At 65.5% G+C, this 17957-nt stretch carries 19 protein-coding genes and 1 tRNA gene; 7 read left to right on the top strand and 13 right to left on the bottom strand.

The features are described from left to right. Positions 1–10: 10 nt before the first annotated feature. Positions 11–694, top strand: a complete 684-nt coding sequence (gene queC / locus AC1DYM_RS02160; RefSeq protein ID WP_477335519.1) for a 7-cyano-7-deazaguanine synthase QueC — start codon at positions 11–13, stop codon at positions 692–694. A gap of 4 nt (positions 695–698) precedes the next feature. Here queC and AC1DYM_RS02155 read toward each other — a convergent pair whose 3' ends face one another. From AC1DYM_RS02155 to AC1DYM_RS02105, 11 genes are all read right to left on the bottom strand, one after another. Then, entirely contained in the window at positions 699–1211 is a 513-nt protein-coding gene (locus tag AC1DYM_RS02155) for a hypothetical protein (protein ID WP_477335517.1), read from the bottom strand. A gap of 55 nt (positions 1212–1266) precedes the next feature. Further along, positions 1267–1527 carry a hypothetical protein gene (locus tag AC1DYM_RS02150; RefSeq protein WP_477335515.1) on the bottom strand — a complete coding sequence of 87 codons (261 nt, stop codon included), beginning with the start codon at positions 1525–1527 and terminating at the stop codon, positions 1267–1269. A 229-nt stretch (positions 1528–1756) separates the two neighbouring features. After that, positions 1757–1832 (bottom strand) — tRNA-Lys (locus AC1DYM_RS02145). Between the two features lie 66 nt (positions 1833–1898). Further along, on the bottom strand, positions 1899–2843 hold the full coding sequence (locus AC1DYM_RS02140; RefSeq protein ID WP_477335513.1) for a VTT domain-containing protein: 945 nt from the start codon (positions 2841–2843) through the stop codon (positions 1899–1901). Between the two features lie 77 nt (positions 2844–2920). Then, on the bottom strand, positions 2921–4234 hold the full coding sequence (locus tag AC1DYM_RS02135; RefSeq protein ID WP_477335511.1) for a sensor histidine kinase: 1314 nt from the start codon (positions 4232–4234) through the stop codon (positions 2921–2923). Positions 4235–4425: 191 nt separating this feature from the next. Further along, the gene (phnD, locus tag AC1DYM_RS02130) at positions 4426–5463 is read right to left on the bottom strand and encodes a phosphate/phosphite/phosphonate ABC transporter substrate-binding protein (protein WP_477335509.1); all 1038 of its coding nucleotides are present in this window, start codon (positions 5461–5463) and stop codon (positions 4426–4428) included. A gap of 30 nt (positions 5464–5493) precedes the next feature. Then, positions 5494–6258, bottom strand: a complete 765-nt coding sequence (locus AC1DYM_RS02125) for a LuxR C-terminal-related transcriptional regulator (protein ID WP_477335507.1) — start codon at positions 6256–6258, stop codon at positions 5494–5496. 87 nt (positions 6259–6345) lie between these two features. Continuing rightward, entirely contained in the window at positions 6346–8256 is a 1911-nt protein-coding gene (locus AC1DYM_RS02120; RefSeq protein ID WP_477335505.1) for an ATP-binding response regulator, read from the bottom strand. A gap of 70 nt (positions 8257–8326) precedes the next feature. Beyond that, complete coding sequence (locus AC1DYM_RS02115; protein ID WP_477335503.1) at positions 8327–9031, bottom strand: TVP38/TMEM64 family protein; 705 nt, start codon at positions 9029–9031, stop codon at positions 8327–8329. A gap of 16 nt (positions 9032–9047) precedes the next feature. Next, a complete protein-coding gene (locus AC1DYM_RS02110) occupies positions 9048–9605 on the bottom strand; it encodes a nucleoside deaminase (RefSeq protein ID WP_477335501.1) in 558 nt (185 codons plus the stop codon). Beyond that, positions 9605–11332 (bottom strand): glutamine--tRNA ligase/YqeY domain fusion protein, encoded by a 1728-nt coding sequence (locus tag AC1DYM_RS02105; RefSeq protein ID WP_477335499.1) that lies wholly within the window; start codon positions 11330–11332, stop codon positions 9605–9607. Before AC1DYM_RS02105 ends, AC1DYM_RS02110 begins: the two co-directional genes overlap by 1 nt. Positions 11333–11428: 96 nt before the next feature. On the opposite strand from AC1DYM_RS02105, the gene AC1DYM_RS02100 reads away from it, so the two are divergent. Both AC1DYM_RS02100 and AC1DYM_RS02095 read left to right on the top strand, forming a co-directional pair. Beyond that, positions 11429–11701, top strand: coding sequence for a putative signal transducing protein (locus AC1DYM_RS02100; RefSeq protein WP_477335497.1), 273 nt, complete (start codon positions 11429–11431; stop codon positions 11699–11701). Between the two features lie 29 nt (positions 11702–11730). Beyond that, the gene (locus tag AC1DYM_RS02095; protein WP_477335495.1) at positions 11731–12264 is read left to right on the top strand and encodes an adenine phosphoribosyltransferase; all 534 of its coding nucleotides are present in this window, start codon (positions 11731–11733) and stop codon (positions 12262–12264) included. On the opposite strand, the gene AC1DYM_RS02090 is transcribed toward AC1DYM_RS02095, so the two are convergent. Further along, positions 12261–12857 (bottom strand): hypothetical protein, encoded by a 597-nt coding sequence (locus AC1DYM_RS02090; protein WP_477335493.1) that lies wholly within the window; start codon positions 12855–12857, stop codon positions 12261–12263. The two genes, AC1DYM_RS02095 and AC1DYM_RS02090, sit on opposite strands and share 4 nt — an antisense overlap. A 14-nt stretch (positions 12858–12871) precedes the next feature. Continuing rightward, positions 12872–13831, bottom strand: coding sequence for a DNA-binding transcriptional regulator OxyR (gene oxyR, locus AC1DYM_RS02085; protein ID WP_477335491.1), 960 nt, complete (start codon positions 13829–13831; stop codon positions 12872–12874). 155 nt (positions 13832–13986) lie between these two features. On the opposite strand from oxyR, the gene AC1DYM_RS02080 reads away from it, so the two are divergent. From AC1DYM_RS02080 to AC1DYM_RS02065, 4 genes are all read left to right on the top strand, one after another. Beyond that, positions 13987–14535, top strand: a complete 549-nt coding sequence (locus AC1DYM_RS02080) for a peroxiredoxin (protein WP_046968982.1) — start codon at positions 13987–13989, stop codon at positions 14533–14535. Between the two features lie 205 nt (positions 14536–14740). Beyond that, positions 14741–15283: a carboxymuconolactone decarboxylase family protein gene (locus AC1DYM_RS02075; RefSeq protein ID WP_477335489.1), complete on the top strand. Its 543-nt coding sequence runs from the start codon at positions 14741–14743 to the stop codon at positions 15281–15283. Between the two features lie 148 nt (positions 15284–15431). Further along, entirely contained in the window at positions 15432–15791 is a 360-nt protein-coding gene (locus AC1DYM_RS02070; RefSeq protein WP_477335487.1) for a DUF1428 domain-containing protein, read from the top strand. Between the two features lie 117 nt (positions 15792–15908). Then, positions 15909–17957, top strand: a 2049-nt coding sequence (locus AC1DYM_RS02065) for a M1 family metallopeptidase (protein ID WP_477335485.1), incomplete at its 3' end; no start/stop codon positions are given.

Genomic DNA, 17957 nt, shown 5'->3' with positions numbered 1-17957 from the left:
AGGTATTGCCATGAATGCTTCGAACCCCTCCCGCAAGGCCGTGATCCTCGTGTCCGGCGGCATGGACTCCGCGGTCACGATCGCGATGGCGCGCGAGCAGGGCTTCGACGTCTATGCACTGAGCGTGGCCTATGGCCAGCGCCACAGTTCCGAGCTCGAGGCTTCCGAGCGAGTGGCGACGATGCTTGGCGCCATCACGCACAAAACCGTGCACGTGGACCTGCGCAGCATTGGCGGCTCGGCGCTTACCGCCGACATCGATGTGCCGGAAGACGGTGGCACGGGTATTCCCGTGACCTATGTGCCCGCGCGCAACACCATCATGCTGTCGATCGCCCTGGGCTGGGCCGAGGTGCTCGGATCGAGCGACATCTTCTGTGGCGTCAACGCTGTCGACTATTCGGGGTACCCGGATTGCCGGCCCGCCTTCATCGAATCATTCCAGTCGCTGGCCAATGTCGCCACCAAGGCTGGCGTCGAGGGTGCAGGCATTCGTATTCATGCGCCGCTGATGGATATGGGTAAGGGCGACATCGTCCGCGAGGGCATGCGCCTTGGCGTCGACTTCGCCGCCACGGTGAGCTGCTACCAGGCCGACGCCCAGGGCAGGGCCTGTGGTCATTGCGACGCCTGCCGCCTTCGTGCCGAAGGCTTTGCCAAGGCCGGCGTGCCCGATCCCACGCACTACGGCTGAGCGATTACCGGGCGCCCATCGTTCCGTTCAAGTGGTCTTCGGTAGCAAGTAGCAACACCTTGCCATCGCGTTTGACCAGGGTGTCCACGCGAGTGCCGGTGATGTTCAGGAGGCGGCCGCCGAGCAGGCTGTACGTGTAGCTCACACGCACCGTCGCGCTGCGATGATCGGCGGTGTAGACGGGTTTGTCGAAGTTCGTGTTGTAAGACACATCTGCCTCCCGACCCGAGCGCTTCTTGAACGTCGCGAACCCGTCGGAGAATTCCTTCTCCCGATGGCAGAATTCGGTCTTCCCGATCGCATTTTTGGCGTATGCCGTGCCGTTGAGCGTGCCGGATGAGGATCCACGGAAATCGTCGGCGATCAGCGCGCAGGATGCATCGGGATCATGAGTGAAGGTCGTTTCCGCATCCGCGCGGTAGTAAGCCTCGATCCCGCTGTCCGACAACTTCTTCGTTTGCAGATAGCCCCAGCCACACCCCACCAGTAAGACGGCGCCAAACACGTAACCTCTCATCCCTAGTCCCCTGTCTGCCGCCCTCCGCGGCCAGGATCATTCTAGCGCGGCAGCCTCAGCCGGCGGATGCGCGCAGCACTGGCCCGATGTACTGCTGGAACATCCACCAGACGCCACCCAGCGTGCCGGCCAGGATGGCCAGCAGGAGCGCCACGGCGCACCCGAGAACCCATGCCTTCGTGGCGGTCTGACCGAGGCGTTCTTCGATGACGGCGAGCCGGCGGAGGATGTCCGAGATATTGTCTTCCGCGAACGTCAGGCGTGCCGCCAGATCACGAACGGTGACGGACACGTGGTGCAGCCGTTCGTTAAGCACGGCGAGTGCTTCCTGAAGAGGCCCGCAGCGCGGGGCGTCATCTTTGGAAAGGACGGGCGCGGAGCCGAGGGTAAGATCGTCGTCGCTTTTCGTGCTGTACCGACGCATGTCGGCTCCCAAATCGTGAAGGTGCACGCAAGGTATCGCCCCAACGAGTCGGAAAACATGAGAATCCAGACCGGTTTTTCGTCAGGGAAACACGCGTTGCACGTGCGACGAAAGGCGCGAATGGTGGGTCGTGCCGGATTCGAACCGGCGACCTACGGATTAAAAGTCCGCTGCTCTACCAACTGAGCTAACGACCCATGCGCGGGAAGCCGGCTAGTTTAGTGGTCCCACGGGGGCTGGCACAACCCGAGCGCCGCCGCGGTTCAGGTCGTGGCGATGATGGCCTCGACGTCGCGGCCTGCCTGGCGCCAGGCGCCGATGCCACCGGTCAGTGGGCGGACGTTGGAGAAACCCAGTTTGCTCAGGCGTTCGGCGACCTTCGCGGCCGATACCTCGTTGGGGCAGGAGCAATAAATCACCACCGACGTATGTTTAGGCAGGGTGGCCAGGGCAGCGTCGGCCGTGGCCAGGTCGAACAGGCGGGACCCGGGAATGACGAAGGGATCGTCACGGCGGCTCAGGGCGGACCGGACATCCACGATCAGCGCACCGGGCTCGCTGGCCAGGAGCACCGAGAGCTCGTCGACGGAAATGCGGCTCTTGCGTAGCTGGGCGATCAGGAGTGCCCGGCGGGTGTAACGAAAGCCGATCCAGAGCAAGAGCCCGATCAGCGCAATCGCGGCCATCCCCAGGCCGAACTGCTTCAGGGTGGCCAGCACGGCGTCGATCTGCCGGAAGAAAAGCATGCCGACCGACAGCCCGACCGAGATCCACAGCGCGGCCCCCAGCAGGTCGTAAAGGGTGAAGCGCGAGAAGCGCGTATCGCCCGCGCCGGCGATCGGAATCGCGACGAGCGACAGCCCGGGAATGAACCGCGATACCAGAAGCAGCTTGACGCCGCGCTTCTCGAAAAAGCCGCTGGCGCGCCGCACACAGGTGTCGGGCGAAAGCGAGATGCGGCACAACCCGTCGAGTACGCGATAGCCGAAGCGACGGCCCGTGAGGAACCACGCGGCATCGCCGGCAAAGGCGCCCGCGAGCGCGCCGAGGAACGTGATCAGGATCAGGACGGGATCCCGCGCGGCGACCAGCGTACTGCCGACCACGATCAGGGTCGGCATCGCGGGCACGGGCAAGCCGATCGCTCCTGCGAACACACCGACGAACGCCACGACCGGCGCCGTATCAGACCAATTGACGCTCGCCACGACAGTGATCCTCGGGAAGGTCCGTGTACTCCCGCAAAGATACGCTGGTCGGGTCGTCGCCGACAGATGCGCGGCGATCAGAGCGCCGGATGTCGGCTGGGCACCGACGCTGCCTTGACGGGCGGTCCGACCGCGGCGCCATCCAGTTGCACCCAGAAAAGTGTGCCTCGGCCAGGACTGGAGCGGACGCCGATGCTGCCACCGAGGGTATCGACGATGCGCCGGGCGACCGCGAGCGAGATGCCGTAGCCGGCATGGCCGGGCAGTCGGGTGAACTCTTCGAAGACGCGTTCCTGCTGGGAAGGTTCCAGGCCCATCCCGTTATCGCGAACCTCCAGCCGGACGGCGTCGCCACGCCGCCGTGCCGCGACGAGCACACGGCCGTTCGGGGTGCTGATCACGGCGTTCGAGACGAGGCGGTGGATCAGCTCACCGAGCAAGGTGGCGTCACCGTGCAGGGGGAGGCGGCCGCCACGCCAATGAATGTCGACACCGAGGCGGCGGGCATCCTCGTCGATCGCCGCACGTTCGCGAACGAAGAGATCCGAGGTGATCAGGTCGACGGCACGCGGTTCGACCGCGCCCGCATCGAAGCGTGCCATCGCGAGCAAGCCGTCGAGCAGTTCGTTGAGCCGCGTCAGGCTCGTCCGCATCTGACCGAGGACGGCTCGCTGGCGCAGGTCTTCACCCGGCTGCATGCCGGCGACGAACAGGGCCAGCGCCTGCAGCGGCTGGCGGAAGTGGTCGCCGACCTGTTCGATGAAGCGGGTATGCCGTGCGATGTCGTGCAGTCGCTGGCGCAGTGCATCGGCCATGGCCATGTCATGGCGTCGCCGCAGATCGACCAGCTCGTCGAGCAGGGCATCGATGGTGGCGAGTTCACCGCCGCTTTGCGCCCGGACCGTGGACTGGCGCGGATGGAGGAAGGCATCGATGCGATCGCGCATGCCTTCGATGGGCTCGATGACGTCGCGCTCGAGCGCTCGTCGGGTGAACAGGAATATAGCGAGTACCCCACAGCACAACAGCAGGGTCATGAACGCCGCGGCAGCCTGGCGCTCGTGGAGCGATGTCGCGTCGGAAACGGTTTCGAGCTCGCCCTGCGGGGTGTTCAGGCGCACGCGCAACGCACGTCCGGCGGGAAGCTGGCGGCCACTGTCGATGACCAGATCCGGCGCATCGTCGCGGCGGAGCGTGAGGCTCTCGGTGGGCGCACTGCGCGACAGCGCGCGGCTCAACGCGTAGCGAACGGCGTCATCGCCCGTGGCCGCGTCGATGGAGGCGCCGAGACGGATCGCCTGAATGCGCGCGACGGTGCGCGCTTCACCGGACAAGGCTCGCATATGCAACACGCCGAGCGATCCGGCCAGGGCGAGCGCAACGAGTGTCATCGGCAGCAATCCCCGAAGGATCAACTGTCGATGCAATGGTGCGGGCCTTGCGGGCGGATGCGGCGACGCGATCATGAGGGGGCCTGAACGCACATACTCATGACGAATCTATGAAACGCGCGTTCGTCGCGCGATAGACAAGGGGACCTAGGCTGCCCGTCTATACCTTTCGGCCTAGGCCGGCTGGACGGCTATTTGCCATCGAGCTGCTTCACGATGGCATCGTGGTCGACCGCGATTTTATGAAAGCGCGCCGCGCGGGCGGCCTCGCTCACCCACTGCGCGCTGGTGGCCCGGCGCTTCTCCAGCGAATATTCGATATCGACGAAGGGGACCAGCACGGCATTGCTGGCGCGGGCAAACCCACTGATATCGTGGATGAGCTTCAGGTTCGCCTCTTCACGCGGGCCGTCCTTGCCCTTTCCATAGCTGGTGATAAAGGTCGCCACCCGCTCGCGCAGCGCCGCTGGCAAATCGTTTCGGATGACGATGACCGCGTGGGGAATGAGCGACGATTGCCATAGCACGCGCAGCCGCGCGTACTGCTCGGGAAAATGTTGTTTGAAGCGCTCCAGGTCCGCGGAATTGTTGGTGGCCACATCGGCCTCGCCGTTGGCGACTGCCAGCGCGTTGTTCTGGTGGTTGTCGATGTGCACGCTGGCGAAAAAGGTATCCGAGTCCACATTGCGCGCCGCGAACAGTTGGGTTTCCGGGACGAGATAACCGGAGACGGACAGTGCCTCGCCACGGGCGAAGCGCCACTTGCCCGGCCGTGCGAACAGCTGGTCGATCGTGCGCAGCCGTGAGTCGGCGGCCACGATGACCACGGCGTAGTAGCCCTTGGAGCCGTCGCCGCGTGTGAGCTGGCCAATCACCTGCATGTTCTGCCCGGTTACGGCGTCCAGGGCGAGGCGGCCGGAAAGAAAGGCGATGTCGACCCGTTGCTCGCTGATGGCTTGCGCGATGCCTTCGTAGGTCGTGACCGACACGGCGCGAACCGGCCGGGCGAGCGCCTTGCTGAGGTCATCGAGCATGGGCCGCCACGCCTCCAGCGACTCAGCGGGCCCGCCGATGGGGAGGATGCCGAAGGTGAGCGGGGCGGTGGGGTCGACATCGCCCTGCGCCGGGCTCGCCGCGAGGACCGGTCCCGAACTCAGGACGCAGAGGACACACGCGCCGAACCACGCGCGCAGTCGCCCTTTCGCCGCGCTCTTCACGCCTGCCCGCATCGCGCCTGCCCCGCGTGGGTGATGTTCTGGCTAGTCGCCCAGGTGCTGAGCAGCGACCAGTGCCTCCAATCGATTTCGCACATGTAGCGCACGGAAGATCGCGGCGAGGTGAATCTTGACCGTGCCTTCGCTGATTCCCAGCTCGCGCGCGATCAATTTGTTCGGCCGGCCCTTGGCCAGCAGCTTCAGGACATCGATCTGGCGCTCGGTGAGGACCGTCGCCAGGCGCTCCTTGGTGGTCAGTCCGTCGCTGCCATTGGTGGTCGCGAAGAAAGGCGTCGTGGTCGACGCGGCAGCCCTCATCGCTTCGGGCGGTACGTAGATGCCTCCGCCGACCACCAGGCGCACGGCGCTCAGGATGACCTCGGGCGGAGACGATTTCAGGATATAGCCCTGCACGCCCAGGTCCAGCACGTGGCGGATGGCGGCGGAGTCCTCCGTGCCTGACAGCACGATGACGGCACGCTTATGGGCTGTGCGGGTTCCGATGAGGTCGGCCGCATGGCGGCGCTCATCGTCGGTCAGGTCGGGACTGTCGCTGTCCTGGGGAGTGACCTTGTCGTTGGCATCGGAAAGCTTTTCGACGGCTTCCCGGATGTGATCGACCCCGCCGTTCGCACCCGGCATGGCCATGTCGATCAAGGCGAGATCCGGAAGGGGGTGCCGTTCGAGCTGCGCGCGAAGCTGGGCAACCGTCTCGGCCTCGACGAACTCGACGTTGTCACCCAACTCACTCAGCTTGAGCTTGACGCCCTCGATGATGAGCCGATGATCGTCCGCGATCAGAACACGCATGCCACTCCTCCGCCCGCATGGTCGCGAGCATCCCCGTTCTTCGAAACATAGCCCCCCGGGCGCCTCGCGGCAAGCCAGCCATCCGGCTCAGACGGGTGCATGATGGACTGTCCAGGCTGAAACCATGACATCGTGAAGGCGTTCCGGCGATACCGGCTTGTAGAGGACCTGCGTGGTGGTCTGGTCGACGTTGCGCAGGAAGTCGCCCCGGGTCTCGCCGGTAATCAGGACGCGGGCGAAGGGCGGCGGGTCGCCGGGGCGTCGGCGGTAGTAGCGATCGAGCAGATCGATCACGTCCAGGCCCGTGCCTTCGCGCAGCCTCAGATCGGAAATCACGATGTCCGGCGGCTGCATCCACTGGTGGACGGCCTCCATCGCTTGCTGCGCGTCCTCGGCCGTCATGACCTCGCAGCCCCAGCTGCCGAGCAGGAAGCTGATCCCCGCCAGGATGCTGGGCTCGTCGTCGATCACCAGGACGCGCATGCCGACGACGTCCCGTGGTGTGCCGCCGCCCGCCGTGGCGGCGGCGACCGGGGGCTCGATCTTGCCCGGCTGCACTTCCGGCAGCGTGATGGAGAACACGCTGCCCTTGCCCTGTTGCGATCGGACCATGGCCCGCGTGCCGAGCAGGCCCGCCAATCGCTGTACGGTGGAAAGGCCCAGGCCCAGCCCGCGCCGCGTACTCTCGGGCCGTCCGGCTTCCGGGCCGCTCTCGACGCGGTAGAACTCGTCGAAAATGTGCAGGAGATGCTCGGGCGCGATGCCCAGGCCGGTATCCCACACGTCCACGCGGACGCTGCCGTCGAGACGCCGGCGTGCTCCCACGAGCACCCCGCCACAGCGGGTATAACGCAGCGCATTGCTGACCAGGTTGTTGAGGATGCGCGCGACCATGGTGCGATCGCAGCGCACCCACAGTCCGGTGGTCCGCACGACGAGGCGCAGGTCGTGCTGTTCGGCCACCATGCGGAAATTCACGCTCACCTCCTCGAACACCTCATCCAGCGGCACATCGCGCAGCACCGCCGGCATGGCGCCGGTCTCGAGGCGGGAGAGGTCGAGCAACTCGCTGAACAGGTGATCCAGTGCCTCGACGCACTCCTGGATGTGCGCGATGCGGTTGAGGCGTACCGGGTCGTACTCGTCCACGGCGAGGCCGGAGGAGAACAGGGTAAGGGCATAGAGCGGCTGGCGCAGGTCGTGCGATGCGGCGGCGAGGAAACGCGCCTTCGCCACGCTTGCCGCCTCGAGCGCGGCGTTCTTCCGGGCGAGCTCCTCGGTGGCCATGGTGATCTCGCGTTCCATGCCGATCTGCGCATGCAGGAGCTGGGAAGCGGCACCGTTGAATCCCCGCTGCAGGTCGCCGATCTCGGTGTCGTCGGTGACCGGAACCACGACGGTCCGGTCACCCAGGCCCAGCTGGCGAACGGCGATGGCCAGGTTGCGCAACGGGGCGCTCAGCCAGCGCGCGGTGGACCAGCCGATCATCACCGCGATGAACAGGCTCAGGGCCAGCCAGAGCAGGGCATTCTGCACGCTGGTTCGTTGGGCGGCGATCGCGTCCTCGACGCTGACGTCGACCGTGACCGAACCGACGACACGATGACTGACCGGGTCGAGGACCTCGCGCGACACGGTGAGGCTGTCGTCATCGTCGATGCTTCCGTTCACACGGTCCGCGATGATCTCGCCATCGCGGTCGCTGATCCGAACCCGTGCCACCTGCGGCAGCTGGACGATCGATTGGGAAATGTGCGAGATCTCGCGCCGCTCCCCGTTACGCAGCGCCTCGCCGGAAACACTGGCGGCCTGCTGGGCGATCGCATCGGCCGTGGAACGCCCCATTTCGTGCAGAGTGTCCATCTGGTGCCGGGTGAGCAGGGTCACCAGCAGGACCGCACTGATGGCGGTGGGTACGAGGGCGACGCACGTCAGGCGCTGCACCAGCGACGTGCGGCGCCACACCCGTTCCAGCCACGTCACCGATACGTCGCGCATGTGCCTCCCCTTGCGTGCCCCTCCCGGGCGACGCGAGGCTACAGCCTAGCGCAGTTCAACGGGGTCGGCGTCAGTCGCGGCGATGGCGACGGTCGCGCAGTTTCTTGATCGCCAGCGGCAGCACGCTGAGCGCGGCGAAGGCCGCCAGGGGGAGCAGGATCCTGCCGTCCAGCAGCCTTGCAAGGGTGAACGGCGTGCTGCCGCCGAAGGTATCGCCGAGGCCGGCGCCCACGGCCGTTTCCGCGACGAGGGACACCGTGCCGCCCAGCCACGTCGCACCCAGGAAGAGCCACAGCGGGCAACGTAGCCAGGCCAGGGCTACGGTCATCGCGCCGAGCGGCACGATGGGGATGAAGCGCAGGGCGAGCGTGTAACTGACGGGATGGGCGGCAAAGCCCGCACGCATGCGTGTCGCCAGTTCCGGTGGCTGGCGGCCACCCGTGCCGAAGGCATAGCGGCTGGCCAGGAAAAGCAGCAGTGAGCCGAGCACCAGGGCGACCGACGACAAGGCGGTGCCCTGGGCGATACCGAACAGCAGCCCGCCCGCGAGGATGATGACGATGGTTCCCGGCACGCCGGTGGCGATAGCCAAGGTGAGCAAGCCGGCGTAGGCCAGCCGCGACATCACGGGATGTTCGGCAATGGCACTACGCAGGGCGCCTTCCTCGGCGAGCAGCCGGGTTGGATGGAAGCGATCGAGCGCGCCGCTGCCGAGCATCACCGCGCCGGCGATCAGCAGCAGTAACAGCGGCAAGGCGGCCCGCCAGCGGCTCATCCGGGCAAGACCGGCTTCAATAGCTGGCGCCCGACTCGCCATAGCGGCGAAGCACGTCGCGCGCCTCGTCACGGCAGATGTCGCGGCGCACGGCAATGCCGCGACGCTCGAGTTCGCCGATCCAGTCAGCCGGCAAGGGGCCCTCGTCGAACGGCGTGAGTTCCTCGACGTCCTCCGAGCGTGCACCGATGAGCAGCTCGTCCACGCCGGCCCACACCGTGGCGCCGTAGCACTGGCAGCAGGGTTGCGAGCTGGTGGCGAGAGCGAAGCGACTGCCATCTTCGTTGAGACGGAAGCGCTGCAGGCGCTGCTGCGCCGTCATGTACGCCATCATCTCGGCATGCGCCACGGAGCACGCATGCGGCACCACGCGATTGACCCCGACGGCGACGATGCGATCGTTGCCGTCGAACACGACGGCGCCGAACGGGCCGCCGGTAGCGAGATCGATGTTTTGTCCCGACAACGCGATGGCCAGCCCCACCTTGGCCTCGTCACCCACATAGGTGAGTGAGGTGTCCACGACTTCGTGGACCCATGCGGGCAGGGTGAGATGGACTTGTGCGTAAAGCATCAGGCTTGCTTCGCCCAGGAGTCGCGCAAGGTCACGACACGGTTGAACACGGGGGTGCCCGGCGTGTGGTCGTGCATGTCCGCGACGAAGTAGCCCAGGCGCTCGAACTGCAGGCGGTCTTCACGTGCGGCGCCCGCAGCGGCCGGCTCCACATACGCGTGGACGACGCGGCGCGAATGCGGGTTGAGGTGGTCCTTGTAGGTCTTGCCGTCGCTGTCGTCGTCGGGATCGGCGGCGTCGAACAGGCGGTCGTAGAGACGCACCACGGCGGGCACGGCATCGCGCGCGCTCACCCAGTGGATGGTGCCCTTGACCTTGCGGTCGGCGCCGGGCATGCCCGTGCGGCTTTCCAGGTCCAGCGTGCAACGCAGTTCGACGATCTCACCGGTCGCGTCCCTGATGACCTCGTCGCATTTGACGATACCCACGCCACGCAGGCGAACTTCGCCCTCGGGCTTGAGGCGATGGAATCCCTTCGGCGGTACTTCGGCGAAGTCCTCGCGTTCGATCCACAGCTCGGGCGAGAACGGAACGCTGCGCGTGCCGAAGCTGTCGTCCTTCGGATGGTTCGGGAAGGTGAGCGACTCGTGGTGCGCGGTGTCGAGGTTGGTGATGACCAGCTTCACCGGATCGATCACGGCGAGGCGTCGCGGCGCTACGCCATCGAGATCCTCGCGCACGGCACCTTCGAGCACGCTCATGTCGATCGTGCTGTTCTGCTTGCTGACGCCGACACGTTCCCAGAACAGGCGAATGCCCGCGGCGGTGAAGCCGCGCCGGCGCACGCCGGCAATCGTCGGCATGCGCGGATCGTCCCAGCCGTCGACCAGGTTCTCGGAGACCAGGGTGATCAGCTTGCGCTTGCTCATCACGGTGTAATTGAGGTTGCCACGCGAAAACTCGATCTGTCGCGGCTTGCTCGGCGTCGTCGGCAGACCGGCGTCGACCAGGGACTGCCAGAGCTCCGGATCGTGTGCGAGGTCGACCTTGTCCACGCACCAGTCGTACAGCGGACGGTGGTCTTCGAACTCCAGCGTGCACAGCGAATGCGTGATGCCTTCCAGTGCGTCGGAGAGGGAATGCGCGAAGTCGTACATCGGATAGATGGGCCAGGCGTCGCCGGTGTTCTGGTGATGCACCTTTCGCACGCGATAGAGCGCCGGATCGCGCAGGTTGATGTTGCCTGCGGTCATGTCGATCTTCGCGCGCAGCGTCTTGCTGCCGTCAGCGAACTCGCCCGCGCGCATGCGCTGGAACAGGTCGAGGTTCTCGTCGATGGAGCGGTCGCGATAGGGAGAATTGCGGCCCGGCTCGGTCAGCGTGCCGCGGTACTCGCGCACCTCCTCGGCCGAGAGGTCGTCCACATAGGCGACGCCCAGGCGGATCAGCTTGAGCGCCGAGCGGTAGAACACGTCGAAGTAGTCGGAGGCGTGACGCAGCTCGGCCCACTCGAAGCCCAGCCACTTCACGTCGCGCTGGATGGCGTCGACGTACTCGACGTCTTCTTTCGACGGGTTGGTGTCGTCGAAACGCAGGTTGCAGGTGCCGGCGAACTCGGTGGCGAGACCGTAGTTGAGGCAGATCGACTTGGCGTGGCCCAGGTGCAGGTAGCCATTGGGCTCCGGCGGGAAGCGGGTGTGGATCACCTTGTGTTTGCCGGAAGCCAGGTCCTCGCGGACGATCTGGCCGATGAAGTGCTGCTGCAGGACGGGCGTTTCGGTCGACATCGCAAAGGACTCAGAGGGTGGGGCGCGGCAAACGTCCGAGTTTACCTTAGGCGCGTAACCCTTGCCGCCGGGCGGCGGCGCAGGTAGCTTGCTCTCATGCGTATCGCCTACCACGCCGAATCCCTGATCGACGCCCATCTGGTGAAGAATGCGCTCGAGCAGGCGGAGATTCCCGCCTTCATTGCCGGAGAGTTCCTGACTGGCGCGGTCGGGCAACTTCCGGCACGGGATTTCCTCGCCGTGATGGTTCCCGAGGCGGCCGCGGACGCGGCCGAAGCGATCGTTCGCGTTATCGACAGGCAACTGGCCGAGGCGCGCGCCGCCGCGGCCTCCGACGACGATTTCGGCGCCGCCACCCTTCCGGCCTGAGCGTCGCGACACTTTTCAGGATCAATGCCATGCAGGCCCATGTTTCGAAGGCCATCACCGACCTTGTCCGCGATGTTGCCGATTTTCCGCGTCCGGGCATCATGTTCAAGGACATCACCCCCCTGCTTGCCGACGCCGACGCGTTCGGCGCCTGCATCGACGCGCTGTGCGCGCCGTGGAAGGGCCTGGGTATTGGCGCCGTCTGCGGCATCGAGTCGCGCGGATTCATCTTCGGTGCCGCCATGGCCCGGGCGCTCGGTGCTGGCTTCGTCCCGCTACGCAAGGCAGGCAAGCTGCCGCCGCCGATCGTCGGTGTCGATTACGGGCTGGAGTACGGTCACGACCGCCTGGAGATTGGTACCCAGGCGCTGTCGCCGGGCGAGCGGGTGATCCTGGTCGATGACGTACTGGCGACCGGCGGCACGCTCGAAGCAGGGCGTCGGTTGGTCGAGCGGCTGGGCGCGGAGGTGCTCGGCGCCAGCGTGGTCATCGAGCTGGCCGGCCTGCAGGGCCGTGCCAAATGGTCCGGCACGGCGCCCCTGCACGCGCTGATCGGCGGCTAGTGGTTCGCTTCGTGGATGTCTTCGACCAGGACGATCTCGCAGCCGCCCGCGCCGGTGTCCTCGCGGGTAAGTGACGTATTCCAGTGCCAGCCGTCGTCGCGTTTGACGTCGACGAGGAAGCCTTCGAAATGGATCACTTCCCCGGGGCGCACCGCGCTCAGTTCGCGCGCCACGGTGTCGTTGGCCGGGATCATGTGCATGTTGGCGCTGGAATCCTCGATCTCGTGGCGCGGGATCGGGAAGTGGTCGGTGTACCAGAAGTAGAAGCGGTTGGACTGGGAAATCCGGATCTTGTCCAGCACTGAACTATCCGACATCCGGCCCCAGCCCAGGGCAAGGTCGGTGGGTGCGATCGGTGCGAGGTCGTCCAGCTGATAGTCCTCGCGGGAGAGCACCCGGCCGGTCATGGCGAACTTCGCGCGGGGCTCCAGCGAGAAGTGGCCACGTGTGAGTTGTGGCCCCTGGCCCAGGTCCCTCTGGCTGGGTACGTCGCCCGCGAGCACGCCGGCTGCCGCGTGCACGGGTCGCTTGTGCCACCACGAGTACGCGCCCAGGCCGCAGAGCAGGAGCAGGACGACTAGCCAAACGCGCATCTATCGGAAAACCGTCAGGAGGATGGAAGGGCAACGGCTGGCGGGCTTTCCGGTTGACGCGTGACGCATTCGCGTGCGTTGAACAGCTCGGCTGGCACGTCGCGGATCACCTCGGCAAGGGCGGTGAAGAACGGCGTCATCGCCGAGCTCTTGCGCCAGACCATCGCGATGCGGCGGCTGGGCGCCGGGCTTTCGAATTCGATCAACCGGACATTGCCGGACTGGGCCACGGGCGGCTTTACCGCCAGGATCGGCATCAATGTGATGCCGACGTTGGCCGAGACCATCTGGCGCAGCGTCTCAAGGCTGGTGGCCCGGAAACCGGTCTTTTCACCGGCGCCGGCCAGGTGACAGACCTCGAGGGCCTGGTCGCGCAGGCAGTGTCCGTCCTCCAGGAGCAGGAGGTTCTGGTCGGAGAGGTCTTCCATTTTCAGGCACTGCCGCCCGGCGAGCGGATGATTGTCCGGAACGGCCAGGACGAAGGGCTCTTCGAACAGGAATTCGACGTGCAGTGAATCGTCGTGCATGGGCAGGGCGAGGATGCCCGCGTCGAGCGCGCCCTCGCGCAGCATGCCGAGGATCTGCTCGGTTTTTTCCTCGCGCAGCAGCAGCTCCAGTCGCGGAAAGCGCTGGCGTAGGTGCGGGATGACATGCGGCAGCAGGTACGGGCCGAGGGTCGGGAAAATGCCCAGGCGGATCGTTCCGGACTCCGGGTCTCGTGTGCGCTGGGCGATCGACTTGATCTCGTCGACCTGCGAAAGCACACCGCGCGCCCGCCGGGCGATCTCACGGCCGGTTTCAGTCAGCAGCACCTTTCGCGGCGTGCGCTCGACCAGGGCCACCCCCAGCTCGTCCTCGAGTTTGCGGATCTGCGTGGAGAGGGTGGGCTGGCTGACGAAGCTGGCTTCGGCGGCGCGACCGAAATGGCGATGCTCGGCCAGGGCAACGAGGTAGGACAAGTCACGCAGGTTCATGGCGACGGGCTCGACTCGGTTTCGATAGGGCCAGCCTATCACATTGATGTCTACAATCGATTTGAGATATATGCCCGGGCCCGCTAACCTTACGTTTCAGTCGCGGCAATACGAGCGCGCGCAGAGTTCAAACCACCCTCAACGGAGAGTCAAACGTGCTGAGCATTGGCGATAAGTTCCCCCAGTTCAACCTCAAGGCTGTCGACGGCGGCCCGCTCGCGAACAAGATCGAAGACGCCTTCACCGTGGTCTCCGACAAGTCGTACGAAGGCAAGTGGAAGCTCGTGTTCTTCTACCCGAAGGACTTCACCTTCGTCTGCCCGACCGAGATCAAGGGTTTCAGCGACCTCAACGAGAAGTTCGCCGACCGTGACTGCCAGGTCCTGGCTGTCTCGACCGACTCCGAGTTCGTCCACCGCGCCTGGCGCATGGACCACGCTGACCTGAAGGACCTCACCTTTCCGATGGTTGCGGACATCAAGAAGGAGCTGACCACGGCTCTCGGCATCCTGACCGACGAAGGCGTTGCCCAGCGCGCGACCTTCCTGGTCGATCCGAACGGCGAGATCCAGTTCGCCTATGTGACCGCCGGTTCCGTCGGCCGCAATCCGGACGAAGTGCTCCGCGTGCTCGACGCGCTGCAGACCGACGAGCTGTGCGCCTGCAACTGGAAGTCCGGCGACGAGACCCTCAAGGTCGCCTAAGGCTCCACCGGTCGTAAGTCCCGCGCCGCAAACGCTCCCTCCCCCGCGTGGCGCGGGCTACCCGAGAGGCGGTGAAGTTCGCTTCACCGCCTCTTTTCTAAGACCTACCGCCTCACCGACACGTCCCCCGTGTCCCGCGTGAACCGGTGCCGTGCGCGCCGAGCCATTCCGCGCCCCATTCCTCATCCAAGACAAGGTGCATCCCATGAGCGTCGCCGATCTTCGCAGCAAGCTTCCCGAATACGCCAAGGACCTCAAGCTCAACCTCGACTCCGTGTTGAGCGAAGCGGGAGCCCCGGGCCTCAACCTCGCCCAGATCTCGATGGTCGCCCTCGGCGCTGCCTTCTCGGCGCGCTACAAGCCGCTGACCGAAGCCATCGCCGCGTTCGCCGCCGAGCACGCCACGCCGGAGCAGCTGACCGCCGCCAAGGGTTCGGCCGCGATCATGGGCATGAACAACATCTATTACCGCTTCCAGCACCTGGTCAGCCACCCGGAATACGCCACCATTCCGGCCAAGCTGCGCATGAACGTGATCGGTGCCTATAAGGGCGACGCGAAGAACGACTTCGAGCTGGTCTCGCTGGCGGTGTCGGCCGTCAACGGCTGCGGCATGTGCATCGACTCGCACGACAAGGTGCTGCGCGACGGTGGCATTTCGGTCCAGGCCATCCAGAGCGCCGTCCGCATCGCGTCGGTGATCCACGGCGTCGCCGTGGTCCTCGAGCAGGCCGACGCGGCAGGCTGATTCGCAGACCCACCGGGCTAACGCCGTTGTAGGAGCCGATTCATCGGCGATCCCGCGGCAGCGGTCCAGAAAGAAAGGCCGCGTTTAACGCGGCCTTTCTTCGTTATGGGAGACGCTCCCCGAACATCCACCCCGGGAGGGTTCCACCATGAGCTACGTCGACGGTTTCGTTCTACCCGTGCCACTGGACCRCATGAACGAGTACAAGAAGATGGCCCGCAAAGCCGGCAAGATCTGGATGGAATACGGGGCCCTTTCCTATAACGAATGCGTGGCCGATGACGTCAAGCCGGGAAAATCCACGTCGTTTCCGCAGTCGGTGAAACTGAAAGCGGGCGAGACCGTGGTGTTCTCCTGGGTGGTCTACGAGAACAAGCGCTCACGCGACCGGATCATGAAGAAAATCATGGAAGATCCGCGATTTGCCATGTATATGGACCCCAAGAACATGCCTTTCGACGGCAAGCGGATGTTCTTCGGTGGCTTCAAGCCGATCGTCGAACTCTGAGGCCTCCGCGGCCGGAATGACGCAACGCAGCGAGGACAGGGGTGCCTTCTGGCACTGTGTCGAAGGTCATCCCTGTTCTCAGGATGGGCGATTACCCACAGGGGAGTCCCACCCACCATGCGTCGATTCGTCCGCCCTCTCGTTCTCACCGCGCTTGCCGCCTGCTGTGGCGCCGCTTTCGCCGCCGGCACGGACGCCGCCGCGCCCCTCGGCCACCTGCCTACCTGGGCTCAGCCCGAAAACTACAAGCTGGCCTTCAAGGTCGATCCGAAGCAGGAAAACTATTCGGGCTCGACGGTCATCAAGATCAAGCTGAGCCAGGCCTCGGACTTCATCTGGCTGCACGGCAAGGACCTGACGGTGTCCAAGGTTACCGTCACCGACGCCGCCGGCAAGAAACACGTCGGCAAGTACACCGTGGCTGCCGAGAAAGAAGGTGTCGCTCGCGTCGACCTCGGCGCCAAGCTCGAGCCGCAGGAGATCACCCTGGCGATCGAGTTCACTGCGCCGCTGAACAAGCAGCTGCAGGGTCTGTACAAGGTCTCGCACGAAGGCGTGCCGTACGCGATGACGCAGATGGAGCCGGTCTCCGCGCGTTATGCGTTCCCGGGCTTCGATGAGCCGTCGTTCAAGGTGCCGTTCGACCTGAGCCTGACGATTCCGGCCGACGACCAGGGTGTGGCGAACACCGCCCAGGTGAAGGAAGAAAAAGCGGGCGCCGGCTGGAAGACGCTCACCTTCTCCACGACCAAGCCGCTGCCGACCTACCTGGTCGCGTTCGCCGTCGGTCCGTGGGACGTCGTGAAGGGTCCGGACATCTCGCCGACCGAGTTCCGTTCGACGGCTACGCCGTTGCGCGGTATCGCCGCCAAGGGCGAAGGCCATCGCATGCAGCACGTGCTGGGCGAGACCAATGCGATCATCCACACGCTTGAGGACTACTACGGGTTCGGTTATCCGTACGACAAGCTCGATCTGCTCGCCGCGCCTGATTTCAGCGCCGGCGCCATGGAGAATGCGGGCCTGGTCACCTTCCGCGACTGGCTCCTCCTGATCGATCCGGATTCGGCGGCGCAGTACGTGCGCGGCTCGTTCAACGTCAACGCGCACGAGCTGGCCCACCAGTGGACCGGCGACACCGTGACCATGGCCTGGTGGGACGACCTCTGGCTCAACGAGGCCTTCGCCACCTGGATGCAGCAGAAGGTCACCACCAAGGTTCACCCGGAATACCGCGCCGACCTCGATCGCGTACGCGGCGCCCAGGGTGCGATGAACAACGACAGCCTGGTCAGTGCGCGCAAGATCCGCCAGCCGATCACCGGCAACGGCGACATCGAAACCGCGTTCGACGGCATCACCTACCAGAAGGGCGCCGCCGTCCTCGGCATGTTCGAGGGCTACGTCACCGATCCGGTGTTCCAGAAGGGCATGCGTGCCTACATCCAGAAGCACAAGTTCGCCAACGCGACGGCCGACGACCTGATCGATTCGATCGCCGAGGCTGCTGGCCAGGGCGACGCGTTCAAGAAGGCGTTCCGTAGCTTCCTCGACCAGTCGGGCGTGCCCTACGTCACCACCGAGGTCAAGGTGGAAGGCGGCAAGACCGTCCTGCACCTGACCCAGAGCCGCTACCTGCCGTTGGGCAGTACGGGCGACGCCAGCCGCGTGTGGGGCGTGCCGATGTGCGTGCGTTACGGCACGGCCGGTGGTGCGAACAAGGTCAAGTGCGAACTACTCGACCAGGCCACGGGTACGATGGTGCTGGACGATGCGGCCAAGGGCACCTGGGTGCTGCCGAATGCGAATGGCCGCGGCTATTACCGCTTTGCACAGAGCAAGACCGACCTCGCCGCGTTGAGCAAGGTGGTCGGCACGCTCAGCGACGCCGAGCAGCTGGCCTATGCGGATGCCGTGCGTGCGGCCTTCCTGCATGGTGACCTGGATGCCGGCAACGTGCTGGCGGCGCTCAAGCCGATCACGGCCTCGAAGACGCGCGAAGTCTTCACTGCCCCGATCACCACCTTCAACTGGATCCTCCACAACGAAGCCACCACCGATGCCCAGCGCGATCACTTGCGCAAGTGGGCCGTCGACGCCTACCTGCCGAAGCTCAAGGAACTGGGCTATCGCAAGAAGGCCGGTGAAGCCGACAACGACACGATC

Source organism: Luteibacter sp. P1_D3 (genome assembly GCF_056406135.1).
Note: the sequence above shows the minus strand (reverse complement) of the source record. Positions and strands in the feature narration are given on the sequence as shown.